This is a genomic window from Pseudomonas sp. SWRI92, assembly GCF_014268685.1.
GTDB classification, from domain to species: domain Bacteria; phylum Pseudomonadota; class Gammaproteobacteria; order Pseudomonadales; family Pseudomonadaceae; genus Aquipseudomonas; species Aquipseudomonas marvdashtae.
This window is the reverse complement of the sequence record NZ_JABWQY010000006.1, coordinates 72,436-92,003: the sequence shown is the minus strand read 5'-3', so window position 1 is coordinate 92,003 and position 19,568 is coordinate 72,436. Positions and strand designations below refer to the sequence as shown.

Below are 19,568 nucleotides of genomic sequence, written 5' to 3'. Positions count from 1 at the left end.
CGCAGAAAATCACAATCAAAAGGAGCCCGACAGTGATCGAGACATTCAACCGAACAGGCCCGCTCATGGACGCTGAAAGCTATCCAAAATGGGCACAACAGCTCATTGCCGATTGCAGCGAGAGCAAGCGCCGGGTTGTCGAACACGAGCTGTATCAACGCATGCGCGATAACAAGCTCAGCGCCAAGACCATGCGCCACTACCTTATCGGTGGTTGGCCGGTCGTTGAACAGTTCGCTTTATACATGGCACAGAACCTCACCAAGACACGCTTCGCCCGCCATCCCGGCGAGGACATGGCGCGTCGCTGGCTGATGCGCAACATTCGTGTCGAACTCAATCACGCCGACTACTGGGTGAACTGGAGCGCAGCCCATGGCGTGACGCTCGAGGACCTGCAAGCACAGCAGGTGCCGCCCGAACTGCACGCACTGAGTCATTGGTGCTGGCACACCAGCTCGGCGGACTCGCTGATCGTGGCCATCGCTGCGACCAACTATGCCATCGAGGGCGCGACCGGGGAGTGGTCGGCGCTGGTGTGTTCCAACGGAGTCTATGCGTCGGCATTCGCCGAGGAAGACCGCAAGCGAGCCATGAAGTGGCTGAAGATGCACGCCCAATATGACGACGCTCATCCGTGGGAAGCGTTGGAAATCATCTGCACGCTGGCGGGCATGAACCCGAGCAAGGCGCTGCAAATGGAACTGCGCCAGGCCGTGTGCAAAAGCTACGACTACATGTACCTGTTCCTGGAGCGATGCATGCAGCTGGAGCAATCGGAAGCTGCCGGAAAACCTTCGGCCGCTCGTGAGCGTCTGGCGTTAGCCGGAAGCTGATCCCCCGATAGCGTCACCCCTGTGGAAGCGAGCAACCTCGCTACCACAGGGGAGACGCGCTCCCATCAAACCAGGTCGACTGTCAGCCCGCCATAGCCAGACGGTTGCGCCCCTCACGCTTGGCCACATACAACGCACTGTCAGCCCGACGCAACAGGCTCTCGGCTGACTCGGCCGGCAGCAACGTCGAGCATCCCAGGCTGACCGTCAATTCGATCCTCGTGCCAGCAGCAAAGTAATCCTGCGCTTGAGCTGCGAAACGCAGCCGTTCACCGACCAGGGCCGCGGCATCCCGGCTGGTGTTTGCCAGCAGGATCAAGAACTCTTCGCCACCAAACCTGAACACCATGTCCACGTTGCGCAACTGATGCTTGATCGAGTCGGCAACGGCCTTGAGCACTTCGTCGCCGACGCCATGCCCGTGGCTGTCGTTGACGCGCTTGAAATGGTCGATGTCCAGCATCAACAGCGACAGCGGTTGCATGTGACGCCTGGCCATGTCGATTTCGCGTTCCAGCGTCTGGTCCATGGCGATGCGGTTGCCCGTACCGGTCAGCGGGTCGCGCAGGGCGCTCTGGGTGGCGGCGCGATAGAGCAAGGCGTTGCGCAGCGGAAAGAACAGCGTCGACAGTATCGACTCCAGTTCGCTCTGTTCCGACTCGGCGAAGCGTTGATTGCGGCGAAATACCAGTTCACCCAAGTGCTCGCCTTCATGGCTGAGGTTATAGGTGAGCTTGTGATGCCCGCGCTGACCGAACTCCAGGCGCAGATCACTGGGATTGTGCTGGTAGGTCAAGGCATCCAGAGGCACCAGCCGTTGAACTTCGCGGAAGAACAGGCCGAGGATTCTTTGTGGCTCCAGGCTTGTCTGCAACTGTTGACCCAACTGTTGGCGCAATTGGGACGGGCTGACGGGTCGCGCCACGAGCGGCGATGGCTGGGCAAAACCCAGGCGCTGCAACTTGGCGCTGTCGAAGTCAATCGCCTTGGTCTGTGTGGGCGTTTTCATATGGCTTGAGGCCCCTGAACTGAATCGATCCTGGCCGGCGGGGTGAAGCGGCTTTTAGCTGCGCGTCGTACTGATCCGTCAGTCCCGTAGGACATTGAGTTGAGTTTAGTCCGCTTTCCCTGGCGGGCGTGTCCCATCTCGATGTCCACTACTCGCCGGACATGGCGTGTTTGAAAGGATTAGAGCGAAAGTCGTGCCATTCGGTTCATCTATTAAAAAACCGTCGGCGAATCAAGAATTTGCGATCAAAAACCGACGCTGGGAGGGGGGAAGTGTGGCGGAGGCTTGGCGTTTCGCCTGGGTGTCGCCTCGAAGGAGGGCGCGTCGCGACGGTAAATCGCCGCGACGCGGGAATGGCCGTTATTGCGCGTTGAACGCCTGGCCGTTGACGCCGAGGCTGTCCGGGCCCATCAGGTACAAGTACACCGGCATGATGTCCTCGGGCGTCGGGTTGTTGAGTGGATTCTCTCCGGGATAGGCCTGGGCGCGCATGCTGGTGCGGGTGGCGCCGGGGTTGATGGTGTTGGAGCGCACCGGCGCGACCGTGTCGACTTCGTCGGCCAGCGTCTGCATCAGCCCCTCGGTGGCAAACTTGGACACGCCATAGGCGCCCCAATAGGCCCGGCCCTTGCGCCCGACGCTGCTGGAGGTGAACACCACGGACGCATCCTTGGACAGCTTGAGCAATGGCAGCAAGGTGCTGGTGAGCATGAACATGGCGTTGACGTTGACTTGCATCACCCGCATGAAATTCTCACCGGACAACTGCTCCAGCGGCGTGCGCGGGCCAATGATCGAGGCGTTGTGCAGCAGGCCGTCCAGATGACCGAATTCGGTCTCGATCATCGCGGCCAGTTCATCGTACTGATGGGGCAGGGCAGTTTCGAGATTGAAGGGGATCACCGCCGGCTGCGGATGACCGGCCGCCTCGATTTCATCGTAGACCTGGGTCAGGTTGGCCTCGGTCTTGCCCAGCAACAGCACGGTAGCGCCGTGGGCTGCGTAAGCCTTGGCGGCAGCTGCCCCGATACCGCGACCGGCGCCGGTGACCAGGATAATCCGGCCTTCGAGCAGGTCGGGACGGGCGGAGTAATCAAACATAAAAAACCTCACGAAACAGAACAAATGCGTGGTGATGCGCAATTGTGGCGAGGGGATTTATCCCCGTTGGGGTGCGAAGCTCCCCCAAAAAAGTATCTGCCACCGCGGGGTAACAGTGGACCACAGGGGGGCGCTTCGCACCCCAGCGGGGATAAATCCCCTCGCCACAAGAGCGGTATCGCAGAAGTCAGGTCAGCAACTGCACAACGCGTTATCCAGCACTTCGCGCAGCGCCAAAGGATGGTCGATCACTACATCCGCGCCCCAGTGCTTAGGGTTGTCGTCCGGGTGGATGTAACCGTAGGTCACCGCACAGGTCTTGGTGCCGGCGCTGCGACCGGACTCGATGTCGCGCAGGTCATCACCGACGAACAGCACGCTGGCCGGGTCCAGGTCGAGCAGTTTGCACGCCAGGATCAGCGGCTCGGGATCTGGCTTGCTGTTTTTCACATGGTCGGGACAGACCAGCACCTTCGAACGCTCGGCCAAACCCAGTTGCTGCATGATCGGTTCGGCGAAACGCACCGGCTTGTTGGTGACCACGCCCCAGATCAGGTTGGCCGCTTCGATGTCGGCGAGCACCTCGGCCATGCCGTCGAACAGATGGCTATGGACCGCGCATCCCTTGAGGTAGCGGTCGAGGAATTCCTGGCGCAGCTCCTCGAAGCCCGGCGACTCCGGGTCCATGGAAAACGTCACCGCGACCATCGCCCGGGCCCCGCCGGAAATCTCGTCGCGGATGTGCTGCGTGTTCATGGGGGGAAGGCCACGGTCGGCGCGCATGGCCTGGCAGATGGCGATGAAGTCTGGCGCGGTGTCGAGCAGCGTGCCGTCCATGTCGAAGAGAACCGCTTTGAGACGCATCGAGTTATTCCTCGCGCAGGGTCTGGATCATGTAGTTGACATCAACGTCGGCGGCCAGCTTGTAGTGCTTGGTCAGCGGGTTGTAAGTCAGGCCGATGATGTCCTTGACGGTCAGCCCGGCCATGCGGCTCCAGGCGCCCAGTTCGGAAGGACGGATGAATTTCTTGAAGTCATGGGTGCCGCGCGGCAGCAGCTTCATGATGTATTCGGCGCCGATGATTGCGAACAGGTACGCCTTCGGGTTGCGGTTGATGGTGGAGAAGAATACCTGGCCGCCGGGCTTGACCATCTGGAAGCAGGCCCGGATCACCGAGGAGGGGTCTGGCACGTGTTCGAGCATCTCCAGGCACGTGACCACGTCGAATTGCCCGGGCATTTCTTCGGCGAGGGCTTCGGCGGTGGTCTGCCGGTATTCCACGCTGACGCCGGATTCCAGTTGATGCAGTTGCGCAACCGCCAGGGGTGCCTCGCCCATGTCGATGCCCATCACGGTAGCGCCGCGCAAGGCCATGGCTTCGCTGAGGATGCCGCCACCACAGCCGACGTCGAGGACTTTCTTGCCGGCCAGGCTGACCCGCTCGTCGATCCAGTTGACCCGCAGCGGGTTGATGTCGTGCAGCGGTTTGAATTCGCTCTCGCGGTCCCACCAGCGATGGGCCAGGGCTTCGAATTTGGCAATTTCAGCGTGGTCGACGTTGCTCATGTGCAGATCCTCGAAAAACTTGAAAAATCGGGTACCCGAGCCTTGGCTCAAGGGTGTGTCATTCGTTCTGGCCACTGACGCGGCGTCCCCAGGCCTGGGCCGTGGCGATCAGTTGCGACTCGTCCATGCGCGTCAGGCGGCCATCCTCCAGCAGTTGCTTGCCGGCCACCCACAGGTGTTTTACGCAATGGCGGCCCGTGGCATAGATCAACTGCGAAACCGGGTCATAGATCGGTTGCTGGGCCAGGCCGGACAGGTCGAAGGCCACCAGGTCGGCGGCCTTGCCGACCTCCAGCGAACCGACCGTCGCTTCGATGCCCAGCGCCCGGGCGCCATTGAGCGTGGCCATGCGCAGCGCCCGGTGGGCGTCCAGGGCCGTGGCCGAACCGGCGACAGCTTTCGCCAGCAGCGCGGCGGTGCGGGTTTCACCGAGCAGGTCCAGGTCATTGTTGCTCGCCGCGCCGTCGGTGCCGACCGCCACGTTGACGCCAGCCTGCCACAGGCGTTCCACCGGGCAGAAACCGCTGGCCAGCTTCAGATTTGATTCCGGACAATGGATCACGCTGCAGTTGTTTTCTACCAGCAGCGCCTGGTCCTCGTCGCTGACCTGGGTCATGTGCACCGCCTGGAAGCGCGGTCCCAGCAGGCCCAGTCGCGCCAACCGAGCCATCGGCCGCTCGCCGGTGTTATCCACAGCCTGCTGCACTTCGAAGGCGGTTTCGTGAACGTGCATGTGAATGGCCGCGTCCAGTTCCTCGGCGATCACGCGGATTTTCTCCAGGTTCTCGTCGCCCACGGTATACGGGGCGTGAGGGCCGAATGCGACTTTGATCCGCGGATGGTGCTTGAGGTCGCCAAACAACTCGATGCCCTGACGAATGGCTTCGTCGGCGCTGGCGGCGCCGGGGATCGGGAAGTCGAGGATCGGGATGGCGATCTGCGCGCGGATGCCACTGTTATGCACGCGTTCGCTGGCAACCTTGGGGTAGAAGTACATGTCGGAGAAACAGGTGATGCCGCCCTGGATCTGCTCGGCGATCGCCAAGTCGGTGCCGTCGCGGACGAAGTCCTCGTCGACCCATTTACCCTCGGCGGGCCAGATGTGTTTTTCGAGCCAGGTCATCAGCGGCAGGTCGTCTGCCAGACCGCGAAACAGCGTCATCGCCGCATGGCCATGGGCGTTGACCAGGCCCGGGCCGAGCAGCATGCCCGGCAGCTCGCGGACTTCAGCGGCCGCGCACTCCAGGGCTTCGGCCCGTGGACCGATGAACACGATGCAACCGTCGCGAATGCCCAAGCCGTGATCCTTGAGCACGATACCGGCGGGTTCGACAGGCACCAACCAGGTCGGCAGCAATAATAAGTCGAGCGCAACGGCAGGCTTGGGCATCGTGGAACGGTTCCATGGGTTATAAAGGATGGCGAAGTATACCCGAGCGTCTTCGCGGAGGGATCGCTATAATCGGCGGCTTTTGTTCATGAGTGCGGGGTGAAGGATGCGCGATCGACTGTTGGCTGCGGAGAAGGTGAAGGCCATCGATTGGCGTGATGGCGCTCTTTATCTGCTGGATCAGCGTGTTTTGCCGTTCGAGGAAAACTGGATCGCCTACACCAGTGCCGCCGGCGTGGCCGAGGCCATTCGTTCGATGGTGGTGCGCGGCGCGCCGGCCATCGGCATCAGCGCCGCCTATGGCGTGGTGTTGGCGGCACGGGCGCGAGTGGCCGAGGGTGGCGACTGGCAAGCGGCGCTGGAAATCGACTTTGCCTTGCTGGCCGACTCGCGGCCGACGGCGGTGAACCTGTTCTGGGCGCTGGACCGGATGCGCGATCGCTTGGCGCGTTTGAAAGAACACGCCGAACCGCTGGCCGCCCTTGAAGCCGAAGCCATCGCAATCCACGAAAGCGACCGCGAGGCCAATCTGACGATGGCGCAGCTGGGCGTCGACCTGATCCGCAAGCACCAGGGCAACGCCCAGGCCATCCTGACCCATTGCAACACTGGCGCCCTGGCGACCGGCGGCTTTGGTACCGCCCTCGGGGTGATTCGCGGTGCGTTCCTCGAAGGCATGGTCGAGCGTGTCTACGCCGACGAAACCCGCCCGTGGCTGCAAGGCTCGCGCCTCACGGCGTGGGAACTGGCCAACGAAGGCATTCCGGTGACGCTCAATGCCGACTCCGCCGCCGCCCACATCATGAAAACCAAGGGCGTGACCTGGGTCATCGTCGGTGCCGACCGCATCACCGCCAATGGCGACGTGGCGAACAAGATCGGCACCTACCAGTTGGCGGTCTGCGCCATGCACCACGGCGTGCGCTTCATGGTGGTGGCGCCGAGCTCGACCATCGATATGAACCTGGCCAGCGGTGACGATATCCCGATCGAAGAGCGTGACGGCCGCGAGCTGCTGGAAGTCGGCGGCAAGCGGGTCGGGGCAGATGCCGATGCCTTCAATCCGGTGTTCGACGTGACCCCGGCGGACTTGATCGATGCGATCGTGACGGAGAAGGGCATCGTCGAGCGGCCAGACGCCGCGAAAATGGCACAACTCATGTGTCGCAAGCGCTTGCATTGAGGCATTTGCGTTGCCCGTCGGAGCATCGTCGCGAGCAAGCTCGCGAGGGTGCTCGCAAAGGCAGCAAATGAGCTGCAATCGTGCCACGAAACTGCATTCGCAGCGCTTCTAAGCCTCTCTCGTCCAATATCAGCCTGTCATCGGTCAACTAACTACGCACCATGCGCATCTGGGGGATAGGTGCGTGGCGGCTCTTGTGATAACATCCGGCGGTTTCCAGGGCTGCCTCGCGAGGTGGCCTTTACTGCGCAGATCCATGGCATAACTCGTTGATTTGTCGTAAGTCGCTGCACGGCACTTGTCCTGCAGCGGCGAGCTTCGTTCGTCCCATCTGGACGTGACGAGGTTTCACCAGAAAAAGGAATCAGGCTTCTCATGGGCGAACTGGCCAAAGAAATCCTCCCGGTCAATATCGAAGACGAGCTGAAACAGTCCTACCTCGACTACGCAATGAGCGTAATCGTCGGGCGGGCGCTGCCGGATGCGCGCGATGGCTTGAAGCCCGTGCACCGGCGCGTGCTGTTCGCGATGAGCGAGCTGGGCAACGACTTCAACAAGCCGTACAAGAAATCCGCCCGTGTCGTCGGCGACGTGATCGGTAAGTATCACCCCCACGGCGACACTGCCGTGTACGACACCATCGTCCGGATGGCGCAGCCGTTCTCCCTGCGCTACCTGCTGGTCGACGGCCAGGGCAACTTCGGTTCGGTGGACGGCGACAACGCCGCGGCCATGCGATACACCGAAGTGCGCATGACCAAGCTGGCCCACGAGCTGCTTGCTGACCTGCACAAGGAAACCGTGGACTGGGTGCCGAACTACGACGGCACCGAGATGATCCCGGCGGTCATGCCGACGCGTATCCCGAACCTGCTCGTCAACGGCTCCAGCGGTATCGCCGTGGGCATGGCGACCAACATCCCGCCGCACAACCTCGGTGAAGTCATCGACGGTTGCCTGGCCCTCATCGACAATCCCGAGCTGTCCATCGATGAGCTGATGCAATACATCCCCGGCCCCGATTTCCCGACGGCCGCGATCATCAACGGTCGCGCCGGCATCATCGAGGCTTATCGCACCGGTCGCGGTCGCATCTACATGCGCGCCCGTTCGACCATCGAGGACATCGACAAGGTCGGTGGCCGCCAGCAGATCGTCATCACCGAACTGCCGTACCAGCTGAACAAGGCCCGCCTGATCGAGAAGATCGCCGAGCTGGTAAAAGAGAAGAAGCTCGAAGGCATCACCGAGCTGCGTGACGAGTCCGATAAGGACGGCATGCGCGTCGTGATCGAGCTGCGCCGTGGCGAAGTGCCGGAGGTGATCCTCAACAACCTCTACGCCCAGACCCAGCTGCAAGCGGTGTTCGGTATCAACATCGTCGCGCTGATCGACGGCCGTCCGCGGATCCTGAACCTCAAGGACCTGCTGGAAGCCTTCGTGCGTCACCGTCGCGAAGTGGTGACCCGTCGTACCGTATTCGAGCTGCGCAAGGCCCGCGAGCGAGGCCACATTCTCGAAGGCCAGGCCGTTGCCTTGTCGAACATCGACCCGGTGATCGCCCTGATCAAGGCCTCGCCAACCCCGTCGGAAGCCAAGGAAGCGCTGATCAGCACGCCTTGGGAGTCCTCGGCAGTGGTGGCGATGGTCGAACGTGCCGGCGCCGATTCGTGCCGTCCCGAGAACCTCGATCCGCAATACGGCCTGCGCGAAGGCAAGTACTTCCTGTCGCCGGAACAGGCGCAAGCCATTCTCGAATTGCGCCTGCACCGTTTGACCGGCCTGGAGCACGAGAAGCTGCTGGCCGAGTACCAGGAGATCCTCAACCAGATCGGCGAGCTGATCCGCATCCTCAACAGCGCCACGCGCCTGATGGAAGTGATCCGCGAAGAACTGGAAGTGATCCGCGCCGAATACGGCGACGTGCGCCGCACCGAGATTCTCGATGCGCGCCTGGACCTGACCCTGGGTGACATGATCCCGGAAGAAGAACGCGTGGTGACCATTTCCCACGGCGGCTACGCCAAGACCCAACCGCTGGCGGCCTACCAGGCCCAGCGTCGCGGCGGCAAAGGCAAGTCGGCCACCGGCGTCAAGGACGAGGACTACATCGCTCACCTGCTGGTCGCCAACAGCCACACCACGCTGCTGCTGTTCTCCAGCAAGGGCAAGGTGTACTGGCTCAAGACCTACGAAATCCCTGAGGCGTCCCGTGCGGCTCGCGGTCGTCCGTTGGTCAACCTGTTGCCGCTGGACAGTGACGAATACATCACCACCATGCTGCCAGTGGAGGAATACACCGAAGGTCACTTCATCTTCATGGCCACCGCCAAGGGCACCGTGAAGAAGACCCCGCTGGAATCCTTCAGCCGCCAGCGCAGTGTTGGCCTGATCGCCCTGGAGCTGGACGAAGGCGACGTGCTGATTTCCGCTGCCATCACCGACGGCGAGCGTGAAGTCATGTTGTTCTCCGACGGCGGCAAGGTCACGCGCTTCAAGGAATCCGATGTCCGCGCCATGGGCCGTACCGCCCGTGGTGTGCGTGGCATGCGCCTGCCGGAAGGGCAGAAGCTGATTTCCATGCTGATCCCGGAAGAAGGCAGCCAGATCCTCACCGCTTCGGCCCGTGGTTATGGCAAGCGCACGGCCATCAGCGAGTTCCCTGAGTACAAGCGTGGCGGCCAAGGCGTGATTGCAATGGTCAGCAACGACCGTAACGGCCGATTGGTCGGCGCGGTCCAGGTGCTCGATGGCGAGGAGATCATGTTGATTTCCGACCAGGGCACCCTGGTGCGTACGCGTGTGGCTGAAGTGTCGAGCCTGGGGCGTAACACCCAGGGCGTGACGCTGATCAAACTCGCCAGCGACGAAACGCTGGTCGGGCTTGAGCGGGTCCAGGAGCCGTCGGAAGTCGAAGGCGAAGCGCTGGAAGGCGAGGAGTTCGACGGTACTCTTGCTACCGACGTTGACGACATGACCGGCGACCAACCGCTCGACGCTGCCGCAGACGAAGAAGAACCGCAGGACTAAGCGGACATGCAGGGGGCGGATGAAGATTCGCCCCCTTGTTGTTTGTCCCGTTTGAAAATTTGCGACACTGCACAGGATCGTTCCCACGCTCTGCGTGGGAATGCCGCTCGGGACGCTCCGCGTCCCATGACGCAGAGCGTCATTGGATGCATTCCCACGCAGAGCGTGGGAACGATCATCCGCAGACCAAAAGATTGATGTGACCACCAGATCAGAGCGAGATTGGATGTGAGCAAGAGAGCCTATAACTTCTGTGCCGGCCCGGCGGCGCTTCCTGAAGCGGTCCTGAAGCGTGCCCAGGGTGAACTTCTCGACTGGCATGGCAAGGGCCTGTCCGTCATGGAGATGAGCCATCGCAGCGATGAGTTCGTGTCCATCGCCACCAAGGCCGAGCAGGACTTGCGTGATCTGCTGAACATCCCGTCCAACTACAAAGTGCTGTTCCTGCAAGGCGGCGCCAGCCAGCAGTTCGCGCAGATCCCGTTGAACCTGCTGCCGGAAAGCGGCAAGGCCGACTACATCGACACCGGCATCTGGTCGCAGAAAGCCATCGAGGAAGCGTCGCGCTACGGTCACGTCAACGTCGCGGCCAGCGCCAAGCCCTACGATTATTTCGCCATCCCCGGCCAGAATGAGTGGAGCTTGTCCAAGGACGCGGCCTACGTTCACTACGCGCCAAACGAAACCATTGGCGGCCTGGAATTCAACTGGATCCCGGAAACCGGTGACGTGCCGTTGGTGGCCGACATGTCTTCGGACATTCTCTCGCGTCCTGTGGATATCTCCCGTTTCGGCATGATCTACGCCGGCGCGCAGAAAAACATCGGTCCGAGCGGCATCCTGGTCAGCATCATTCGCGAAGACCTGCTCGGTCGCGCCCGTTCCCTGTGCCCGACCATGCTCAACTACAAGGTCGCTGCCGACAACGGCTCGATGTACAACACCCCGCCGACCCTGGCCTGGTACCTCTCGGGCCTGGTGTTCGAGTGGCTGAAAGAGCAGGGCGGTGTCGAAGCCATCGGCAAGCTCAACGAAGTGAAGCAGCGCACGCTGTATGACTTCATTGACGCCAGCGGCCTCTACAGCAACCCGATCAACAAATCCGACCGTTCGTGGATGAACGTGCCGTTCCGCCTGGCTGACGATCGTCTCGACAAGCCGTTCCTGGCCGGTGCCGACGAGCGCGGCCTGCTGAATCTCAAGGGCCACCGCTCGGTCGGTGGCATGCGCGCCTCCATCTACAACGCCGTCGACATCAACGCCGTCAATGCGTTGATCGCCTACATGGCAGAGTTCGAGAAGGAACATGGCTGATGTCTGAGCAAGAACTCAAGGCGCTGCGCCTGCGCATCGACGCCCTGGACGAGAAAGTCCTGGAGCTGATCAGCGAGCGCGCACGCTGCGCCCAGGAAGTCGCCCGGGTGAAAATGGCTTCGTTGGCCGAAGGCGAAGTGCCGGTATTCTATCGCCCTGAGCGCGAGGCCCAAGTGCTCAAGCGCGTCATGGAACGCAACAAGGGACCGCTGGGCAACGAAGAGATGGCGCGGCTGTTTCGCGAAATCATGTCCTCGTGCCTGGCCCTTGAGCAGCCGCTGAAAGTCGCCTACCTGGGCCCGGAAGGCACCTTCACCCAGGCAGCGGCCATGAAGCACTTCGGCCACGCGGTGATCAGCAAGCCGATGGCCGCCATCGACGAAGTCTTCCGCGAAGTGGCGGCCGGCGCGGTGAATTTTGGCGTGGTGCCGGTGGAAAACTCCACCGAAGGCGCGGTCAACCACACGCTGGACAGCTTCCTTGAGCACGACATGGTGATCTGTGGCGAAGTCGAGCTGCGCATCCACCATCACCTGTTGGTCGGCGAGAACACCAAGACCGACAGCATCAGCCGCATCTATTCCCACGCCCAGTCCCTGGCCCAGTGCCGCAAGTGGCTGGACGCCCATTACCCGAACGTCGAGCGCGTGGCGGTTTCGAGCAACGCCGAAGCGGCCAAGCGGGTCAAGGGCGAGTGGAACTCAGCGGCGATTGCCGGCGACATGGCCGCCGGCCTCTACGGGCTGACGCGCCTGGCCGAGAAAATCGAGGACCGTCCGGACAACTCCACGCGGTTCCTGATGATCGGCAGCCAGGAAGTACCGCCAACCGGCGACGACAAGACTTCGATCATCGTCTCCATGAGCAACAAGCCTGGCGCGCTTCATGAGCTGCTGGTGCCGTTCCACGACAATGGCATCGACCTGACACGGATCGAGACCCGTCCGTCGCGCAGCGGTAAATGGACCTACGTGTTCTTCATCGATTTCGTCGGCCACCACCGCGATCCGCTGGTAAAAGGTGTGCTGGAGAAAATCAGTCAGGAAGCAGTGGCACTCAAGGTGCTGGGTTCCTACCCCAAGGCAGTTCTTTAAGGGCGGATAGCTAATGAGTGGCAACTTCCTCGCACTGGCTCAGCCAGGCGTGCAACAACTCTCGCCTTACGTTCCAGGCAAGCCTGTGGACGAACTGGCCCGCGAGCTGGACCTCGACCCGGCCAGCATCGTCAAGTTGGCGAGTAACGAAAATCCGCTGGGCGCGAGCCCCAAGGCGCTCGCGGCGATCCGCGACGAGTTGGCCGAGCTGACCCGTTATCCCGACGGTAACGGTTTTGCGCTGAAAAGCCTGCTGGCCGAGCGCTGCGGCGTCGAGCTGAACCAGGTAACCCTGGGCAACGGTTCCAACGATATTCTTGAGTTGGTCGCCCGTGCCTACCTGGCACCGGGCCTCAACGCCGTGTTCAGTGAACACGCATTTGCCGTCTATCCAATCGCCACCCAGGCTGTCGGTGCTGACGCCCATGTGGTTCCGGCCAAGGATTGGGGACACGATCTGCCTGCCATGCTGGCGGCCATCGACGCCAATACCCGCGTGGTCTTCATCGCCAACCCGAACAACCCGACCGGCACCTGGTTCGGTGCCCAGGCGCTGGATGACTTTCTACAGGACGTGCCCGAGCACGTGCTGGTAGTGCTGGACGAGGCCTACATCGAATACGCCGAAGGCAGCGACTTGCCCGATGGCCTGGATTTCCTCGCGGCCTACCCGAACCTGCTGGTCTCGCGCACCTTTTCCAAGGCTTATGGCCTGGCCTCGCTGCGGGTCGGCTACGGCTTGTCCACGGCGGTGGTGGCCGACGTGCTGAACCGCGTGCGCCAACCGTTCAACGTCAACAGCTTCGCCCTGGCCGCCGCTTGTGCGGCAATGCAGGACGAGGCCTACCTGGCTGAAAGTCGCCGCTTGAACGAGGCCGGCATGCAGCAGCTGGAAGCCGGTTTTCGCGAACTGGGCCTGAGCTGGATCCCCTCCAAGGGCAACTTCATCTGCGTCGATCTGGGCCGTGTCGCGGCGCCAATCTTCCAGGGCTTGCTGCGCGAGGGCGTGATTGTGCGTCCGGTGGCCAACTACGGCATGCCGAACCACCTGCGTATCACCATTGGCCTGCCAGCGGAAAACAGCCGTTTCCTCGAGGCGTTGAGCAAGGTCCTGGCTCGTGGTTGATGTCACCTCGCTGCAACCTGCGGCACCTATGATCGGTCGCCTGGTGGTGGTCGGCCTGGGATTGATCGGTGGTTCGTTCGCCAAGGGCCTGCGTGAAAGCGGGCTGTGCCGTGAAGTCGTCGGCGTCGACCTTGATCCGCACTCGCGCAAGCTGGCGGTAGAGTTGGGCGTGGTCGACCGCTGTGAAGACGATTTGCTGAGCGCTTGCCAAGGCGCGGACGTGATCCAGCTGGCGGTGCCGATCCTCGCCATGGAGAAACTGCTCGCCCGCTTGGCCGGCATGGACCTGGGGCAGGCGATTCTCACCGATGTCGGCAGCGCCAAGGGCAATGTCGTGCGCGCGGCCACCGAGGCATTTGGCGGCATGCCGGCGCGTTTCGTGCCCGGTCATCCGATTGCCGGTTCCGAGCAGAGCGGGGTGGAAGCGTCCAATGCCGAGCTGTTTCGTCGTCACAAAGTCATACTGACGCCGCTGGAACAGACCGATCCGGCGGCGCTGGCGGTGGTGGACCGCTTGTGGCGCGAGCTGGGTGCCGATGTCGAGCACATGCAGGTCGAGCGACACGACGAAGTCTTGGCCGCCACCAGTCATTTGCCGCACCTGTTGGCGTTCGGCCTGGTGGATTCATTGGCCAAACGCAATGAAAATCTTGAGATCTTCCGTTACGCTGCCGGCGGTTTCCGCGATTTCACGAGAATCGCGGGAAGTGACCCGGTCATGTGGCACGACATCTTCCTCGCCAACCGCGAAGCTGTCCTGCGCACACTCGATACATTTCGCAGCGATCTCGACGCCTTGCGCGACGCGGTCGATGCAGGGGACGGGCACCAATTGCTGGGCGTTTTCACACGCGCCAGGGTGGCCCGCGAGCATTTCAGTAAAATCCTGGCCCGTCGGGCCTATGTGGACGCTATGAACTCCAACGATCTGATTTTCCTGGCACAACCTGGTGGCTCCTTGAGTGGGCGGATTCGTGTACCGGGCGATAAATCGATTTCCCACCGCTCGATCATGCTCGGCTCCCTGGCTGAAGGCGTGACCGAGGTGGAAGGTTTCCTCGAGGGCGAAGATGCCCTGGCGACGCTGCAAGCGTTCCGCGACATGGGCGTGGTCATCGAAGGACCGCACCACGGTCGAGTGACGATTCATGGTGTCGGCCTGCACGGCCTCAAACCCGCGCCGGGCCCGATCTACCTGGGCAATTCCGGCACCTCGATGCGCCTGTTGTCCGGCCTGCTGGCCGCCCAGGATTTCGACAGCACCTTGACCGGCGATGCCTCGCTGTCCAAGCGTCCGATGAACCGCGTTGCCAACCCGTTGCGGGAAATGGGCGCGGTGATCGAGACGGCCGCCGAAGGTCGTCCACCGATGACCATTCGCGGTGGTAACAAGCTCAAGGGCTTGACCTACACCATGCCGATGGCCAGTGCCCAAGTGAAATCCTGCCTGCTGCTGGCCGGCCTCTATGCCGAGGGCAAGACCACTGTCACCGAGCCGGCCCCGACCCGCGACCACACCGAGCGCATGCTGCGTGGTTTTGGTTATCCGGTCACGGTCGAAGGCGCCACGGCGTCCGTCGAGTCAGGTAATAAGCTGACCGCGACCCACATCGAAGTGCCGGGCGATATCTCATCCTCGGCATTCTTCCTGGTGGCGGCGTCGATTGCCGAAGGCTCCGACCTGGTACTTGAACACGTTGGCATCAACCCGACCCGTACCGGCGTGATCGACATCCTGCGCCTGATGGGCGCCGACATCACCCTGGAAAACCAGCGGGAAGTCGGCGGTGAGCCGGTGGCTGACTTGCGCGTAAGAGCGGCTAAACTCAAGGGTATCGAGATTCCCGAGGCGCTGGTTCCGCTGGCAATCGACGAATTCCCGGTGCTGTTCGTGGCGGCTGCGTGCGCGCAAGGCCGCACCGTACTGACTGGCGCCGAAGAGCTGCGGGTCAAGGAATCGGATCGCATCCAGGTGATGGCGGACGGCCTGCTGGCGCTTGGCGTCAAATGTGAACCGACGCCGGACGGCATCATCATCGACGGCGGCCAGATTGGCGGCGGCGAAGTCCATGGGCACGGCGACCATCGCATCGCCATGGCATTCAGTGTTGCGTCCCTGCGCGCCAATGCGCCGATCCGCATCCATGATTGCGCCAACGTCGCCACGTCGTTCCCGAACTTCCTGGCGCTTTGCGCACAGGTTGGTATTCGAGTAGCACAAGAGGCACAGTCGTGAACATCAAGGCACCGGTCATCACCATCGATGGCCCAAGCGGCTCGGGCAAAGGCACCATCGCCGGCATGCTGGCCAAGCAATTGGGCTGGAATCTGCTCGATTCCGGTGCCCTGTACCGTTTGCTGGCCTTCGCCGCCGCCAACCATGGCGTCGACCTGACCAACGAGGAGTTGCTCAAGGCACTGGCCGCGCACCTGGACGTGCAGTTCATTGCGGCCACTGATGGCCAGTTGCAACGGATCATCCTGGAAGGTGATGAAGTCAGCGACGTCATCCGCACCGAAAGCGTCGGCGCCGGGGCTTCCCAGGTTGCCGCGCTGCCGGCGGTGCGCGAAGCGTTGCTGCAGCGCCAGCGGGCATTCCAGGAACCGCCGGGCCTGGTGGCTGATGGCCGGGACATGGGCACGGTGGTGTTTACCGATGCGCCGCTAAAGATCTTCCTCACTGCCAGTGCCGAGGAGCGGGCTCGCCGCCGTTATTTGCAGTTGAAGGGCAAAGGCGAGGATGTTAGTCTGTCGAGTCTGCTAGATGAGATCCGTGCACGCGACGAGCGTGATACCCAGCGCGCAGTAGCCCCGCTAAAGCCGGCGGCCGATGCGATACAGCTGGATTCCACGGAGTTGTCCATCGATCAGGTGCTGCAACGCATCATGAGCGAGATCGCACTCCGCGATATCGCCGGGTGACAGGAAGCTCCGCAGGGGACCAGTCATAGTCCTGCGGCGCTTCTTTTATATGAAACTAACCCACATCGTCTGGGGTGTGGAGATGGGCGTTTACTTCGCCCTAATCAACAGGAATTAAAATGAGCGAAAGCTTTGCGGAACTCTTTGAAGAAAGCTTGAAAACCCTGAACCTTCAGGCAGGCTCCATCATCACCGGCGTCATCGTTGATATCGATTACCAAGCTCGCTGGGTAACCGTCCACGCTGGTCTGAAGTCTGAAGCGCTGATCCCGCTTGAGCAGTTCTACAACGACGCTGGCGAACTGAACATCAACGTCGGTGACGAAGTTCACGTGGCGCTGGACTCGGTTGAAGACGGCTTTGGTGAAACCAAGCTGTCCCGTGAAAAAGCCAAGCGTGCCGAGTGCTGGATCGTTCTGGAAGCGGCCTTCGCAGCTGAGGAAGTGGTCAAGGGCGTTATCAACGGTAAGGTTAAGGGCGGCTTCACTGTCGACGTTAACGGCATCCGTGCGTTCCTGCCAGGTTCCCTGGTTGACGTCCGTCCAGTGCGCGACACCACGCACCTGGAAGGCAAAGAGCTGGAATTCAAGGTCATCAAGCTGGACCAGAAGCGCAACAACGTTGTCGTTTCCCGTCGCAGTGTCCTGGAAGCCGAGAACTCCGCCGAGCGTGAAGCTCTGCTGGAATCGCTGCAGGAAGGCCAGCAGGTCAAGGGTATCGTCAAGAACCTCACCGATTACGGCGCATTCGTCGATCTGGGTGGCGTCGATGGCCTGCTGCACATCACCGACATGGCCTGGAAGCGTATCAAGCATCCTTCGGAAATCGTCAACGTTGGCGACGAGATCGATGTCAAGGTTCTGAAGTACGATCGCGAACGCAATCGTGTTTCCCTGGGCCTCAAGCAACTGGGTGAAGATCCATGGGTCGCTATCAAAGCCCGTTACCCAGAAGGCACCCGCGTCACCGCTCGTGTTACCAACCTGACCGACTACGGCTGCTTCGCTGAGCTGGAAGAAGGCGTTGAAGGCCTGGTACACGTTTCCGAAATGGACTGGACCAACAAGAACATCCACCCTTCGAAAGTCGTACAAGTCGGCGACGAAGTGGAAGTCATGGTTCTGGACATCGACGAAGAGCGTCGTCGTATCTCCCTCGGCATCAAGCAGTGCAAGTCCAACCCATGGGAAGACTTCTCTGGCCAGTTCAACAAGGGCGATAAAATCTCCGGCACCATCAAGTCGATCACCGATTTCGGTATCTTCATTGGTCTGGACGGCGGCATCGACGGCCTGGTTCACCTGTCCGACATCTCCTGGAACGAAGTGGGCGAAGAAGCCGTACGCCGTTTCAAGAAGGGCGACGAGCTGGACACCGTTATCCTGTCGGTTGACCCAGAGCGCGAGCGCATCTCCCTGGGCATCAAGCAACTGGAAAGCGATCCGTTCTCCGAGTACGTCTCGGTTAACGACAAGGGCGCTATCGTGACCGGTACCGTGAAAGAAGTTGACGCCAAAGGCGCCATCATCGTTCTGGCCGACGACATCGAAGCTACCCTGAAAGCCTCCGAAATCAGCCGTGACCGCGTTGAAGACGCGCGCAACGTTCTGAAAGAAGGCCAGGAAGTTGAAGCCAAAATCATCAGCGTTGATCGCAAGAGCCGCGTAATCCAGCTCTCGATCAAGTCGAAAGACGATGCTGAAGAGAAAGAAGCCATCCAGAGCCTGAAAGCAGCTCCGGAAGGCGAAGCAGCTGACACCACTATGGCGGCACTGCTGCGTCAAGCAATGGCCAAACAGAACTGAGTTCTGCTTGATCATTAAAAAGGGCGACTTCGGTCGCCCTTTTTTGTGGCTGCGATTTTTCAAGCTTTGCGAGGTGAGCTACTTTCGCTGGGCTTTCCAGGCGATGCGAAACCACCGATCAGCCGGGTTGTCTCTTTTATGAAGCAGATCAAAAACATTCGAGGCAGCATCTGTCTCTCATTATAAGGATCTGAATGAATAAGCTCTTACTAGCAGCGATTGTCCTGATGCTGGCAGGCTGCGCAACCAGCGCCAAGACCCACGCGGTGCGTGGCGTCAGCGGCATCGAGATCGATTGCTCAGGGTTGGGCTCCGGTTGGGAGAAGTGCCACAAGCGCGCGGCCAAGGAGTGCAAGGGCGCAGGCTACAGGGTGATAACCCGGTCCGATGACGCAAAGGACGAGGACCAATATCCCTTCGGCTTCAATCCGGCGGGTTACCTCACCCGCACAATGCTGGTCATGTGCCGCTAGTCGGCTGAATCTCTACTGCCTGCACAGAAAAGGGGCATCAGGGCGCGCGGTAGATATGTCAATAGTTGGGCTGTTCAAATTCCTCCGGGCATGCTAAAACCTTTGAAGCGATTTTCCTAGCTGCTTGAAAAAGAAGGGAAAAACATGACGAAGTCGGAGTTGATCGAACGAATTGTCACCCATCAAGGACTGCTCTCGTCCAAGGATGTGGAGCTGGCCATCAAGACCATGCTTGAACAAATGTCCCAATGCCTGGCAACCGGAGATCGTATCGAAATCCGTGGGTTCGGCAGCTTCTCCCTGCATTACCGCGCCCCGCGTGTTGGCCGTAACCCAAAGACCGGCCAATCCGTCAGCCTCGATGGCAAATTTGTCCCACATTTCAAACCGGGCAAAGAGCTTCGCGATCGCGTGAATGAGGAGGAGGGCGATGAGCTCTGACGCAACCCCCAGGAAAGAGGTGTCCATGCGGAACTTTAGGCGCGTTGCGTTTGTCGTACTTGCGGTGCTCGTGGCTTCAGCTATCGTACTGTTCGTACTTGAAAACAATCAGCCTGTCGCGCTGTTGTTCTTGGGATGGTCGGCACCGCAACTTCCTGTTTCGGTTTTTTTGTTGCTGGCGCTCCTCTCTGGAATGATCATTGGCCCCCTGTTGGCGTGGTTCGCCGGGAGAGGTCGGCGACTGAAATAAAGGACGTGTGAGCCCAGTAGTCTCGGA

17 protein-coding genes are annotated in these 19,568 nt (G+C 61.1%); 12 read left to right on the top strand and 5 right to left on the bottom strand.

Annotated elements, in window-relative coordinates; all coding sequences use genetic code 11:
- Positions 1 to 32: 32 nt before the first annotated feature.
- Positions 33 to 836 (top strand): iron-containing redox enzyme family protein, encoded by an 804-nt coding sequence (locus HU762_RS12210; RefSeq protein WP_186637070.1) that lies wholly within the window; start codon positions 33 to 35, stop codon positions 834 to 836.
- 82 nt (positions 837 to 918) lie between these two features.
- On the opposite strand, the gene HU762_RS12205 is transcribed toward HU762_RS12210, so the two are convergent.
- The 5 genes from HU762_RS12205 to HU762_RS12185 form a co-directional block, all read right to left on the bottom strand.
- Positions 919 to 1,845, bottom strand: a complete 927-nt coding sequence (locus tag HU762_RS12205) for a GGDEF domain-containing protein (protein ID WP_186637068.1) — start codon at positions 1,843 to 1,845, stop codon at positions 919 to 921.
- A 360-nt stretch (positions 1,846 to 2,205) separates the two neighbouring features.
- Positions 2,206 to 2,946 (bottom strand): YciK family oxidoreductase, encoded by a 741-nt coding sequence (locus HU762_RS12200; protein ID WP_186637066.1) that lies wholly within the window; start codon positions 2,944 to 2,946, stop codon positions 2,206 to 2,208.
- Between the two features lie 192 nt (positions 2,947 to 3,138).
- Positions 3,139 to 3,810, bottom strand: coding sequence for an N-acetylmuramic acid 6-phosphate phosphatase MupP (mupP, locus tag HU762_RS12195; RefSeq protein ID WP_186637064.1), 672 nt, complete (start codon positions 3,808 to 3,810; stop codon positions 3,139 to 3,141).
- A gap of 4 nt (positions 3,811 to 3,814) precedes the next feature.
- The gene (gene ubiG / locus HU762_RS12190; protein WP_186610487.1) at positions 3,815 to 4,513 is read right to left on the bottom strand and encodes a bifunctional 2-polyprenyl-6-hydroxyphenol methylase/3-demethylubiquinol 3-O-methyltransferase UbiG; all 699 of its coding nucleotides are present in this window, start codon (positions 4,511 to 4,513) and stop codon (positions 3,815 to 3,817) included.
- 58 nt (positions 4,514 to 4,571) lie between these two features.
- A complete protein-coding gene (locus tag HU762_RS12185) occupies positions 4,572 to 5,903 on the bottom strand; it encodes a TRZ/ATZ family hydrolase (RefSeq protein ID WP_186637062.1) in 1,332 nt (443 codons plus the stop codon).
- A 106-nt stretch (positions 5,904 to 6,009) separates the two neighbouring features.
- Between HU762_RS12185 and mtnA the strand changes: the two genes are divergently transcribed.
- The 11 genes from mtnA to HU762_RS12130 all read left to right on the top strand — a co-directional run bounded on the left by mtnA (position 6,010) and on the right by HU762_RS12130 (position 19,541).
- Positions 6,010 to 7,086, top strand: coding sequence for an S-methyl-5-thioribose-1-phosphate isomerase (gene mtnA / locus HU762_RS12180; protein ID WP_186637060.1), 1,077 nt, complete (start codon positions 6,010 to 6,012; stop codon positions 7,084 to 7,086).
- Positions 7,087 to 7,461: 375 nt separating this feature from the next.
- Positions 7,462 to 10,116 (top strand): DNA gyrase subunit A, encoded by a 2,655-nt coding sequence (gene gyrA, locus HU762_RS12175; protein ID WP_186637058.1) that lies wholly within the window; start codon positions 7,462 to 7,464, stop codon positions 10,114 to 10,116.
- 228 nt (positions 10,117 to 10,344) lie between these two features.
- Positions 10,345 to 11,430, top strand: coding sequence for a 3-phosphoserine/phosphohydroxythreonine transaminase (gene serC, locus HU762_RS12170; RefSeq protein WP_186637055.1), 1,086 nt, complete (start codon positions 10,345 to 10,347; stop codon positions 11,428 to 11,430).
- On the top strand, positions 11,430 to 12,524 hold the full coding sequence (gene pheA / locus HU762_RS12165; protein ID WP_003199233.1) for a prephenate dehydratase: 1,095 nt from the start codon (positions 11,430 to 11,432) through the stop codon (positions 12,522 to 12,524). Before serC ends, pheA begins: the two co-directional genes overlap by 1 nt.
- Before the next feature lie 13 nt (positions 12,525 to 12,537).
- A complete protein-coding gene (hisC, locus tag HU762_RS12160) occupies positions 12,538 to 13,650 on the top strand; it encodes a histidinol-phosphate transaminase (RefSeq protein WP_186637053.1) in 1,113 nt (370 codons plus the stop codon).
- A gap of 28 nt (positions 13,651 to 13,678) precedes the next feature.
- Positions 13,679 to 15,886 (top strand): bifunctional prephenate dehydrogenase/3-phosphoshikimate 1-carboxyvinyltransferase, encoded by a 2,208-nt coding sequence (locus HU762_RS12155; RefSeq protein WP_238340381.1) that lies wholly within the window; start codon positions 13,679 to 13,681, stop codon positions 15,884 to 15,886.
- The gene (gene cmk / locus HU762_RS12150; protein ID WP_030141014.1) at positions 15,883 to 16,572 is read left to right on the top strand and encodes a (d)CMP kinase; all 690 of its coding nucleotides are present in this window, start codon (positions 15,883 to 15,885) and stop codon (positions 16,570 to 16,572) included. The genes HU762_RS12155 and cmk overlap by 4 nt, the downstream gene beginning before the upstream one ends.
- Before the next feature lie 119 nt (positions 16,573 to 16,691).
- Positions 16,692 to 18,377 carry a 30S ribosomal protein S1 gene (gene rpsA / locus HU762_RS12145; protein ID WP_016770920.1) on the top strand — a complete coding sequence of 562 codons (1,686 nt, stop codon included), beginning with the start codon at positions 16,692 to 16,694 and terminating at the stop codon, positions 18,375 to 18,377.
- A gap of 194 nt (positions 18,378 to 18,571) precedes the next feature.
- Entirely contained in the window at positions 18,572 to 18,850 is a 279-nt protein-coding gene (locus HU762_RS12140; protein ID WP_186637047.1) for a hypothetical protein, read from the top strand.
- A 144-nt stretch (positions 18,851 to 18,994) separates the two neighbouring features.
- Positions 18,995 to 19,291, top strand: a complete 297-nt coding sequence (gene ihfB, locus HU762_RS12135) for an integration host factor subunit beta (protein ID WP_003199243.1) — start codon at positions 18,995 to 18,997, stop codon at positions 19,289 to 19,291.
- 25 nt (positions 19,292 to 19,316) lie between these two features.
- Positions 19,317 to 19,541: a LapA family protein gene (locus HU762_RS12130; protein ID WP_186637393.1), complete on the top strand. Its 225-nt coding sequence runs from the start codon at positions 19,317 to 19,319 to the stop codon at positions 19,539 to 19,541.
- Positions 19,542 to 19,568: the final 27 nt, after the last annotated feature.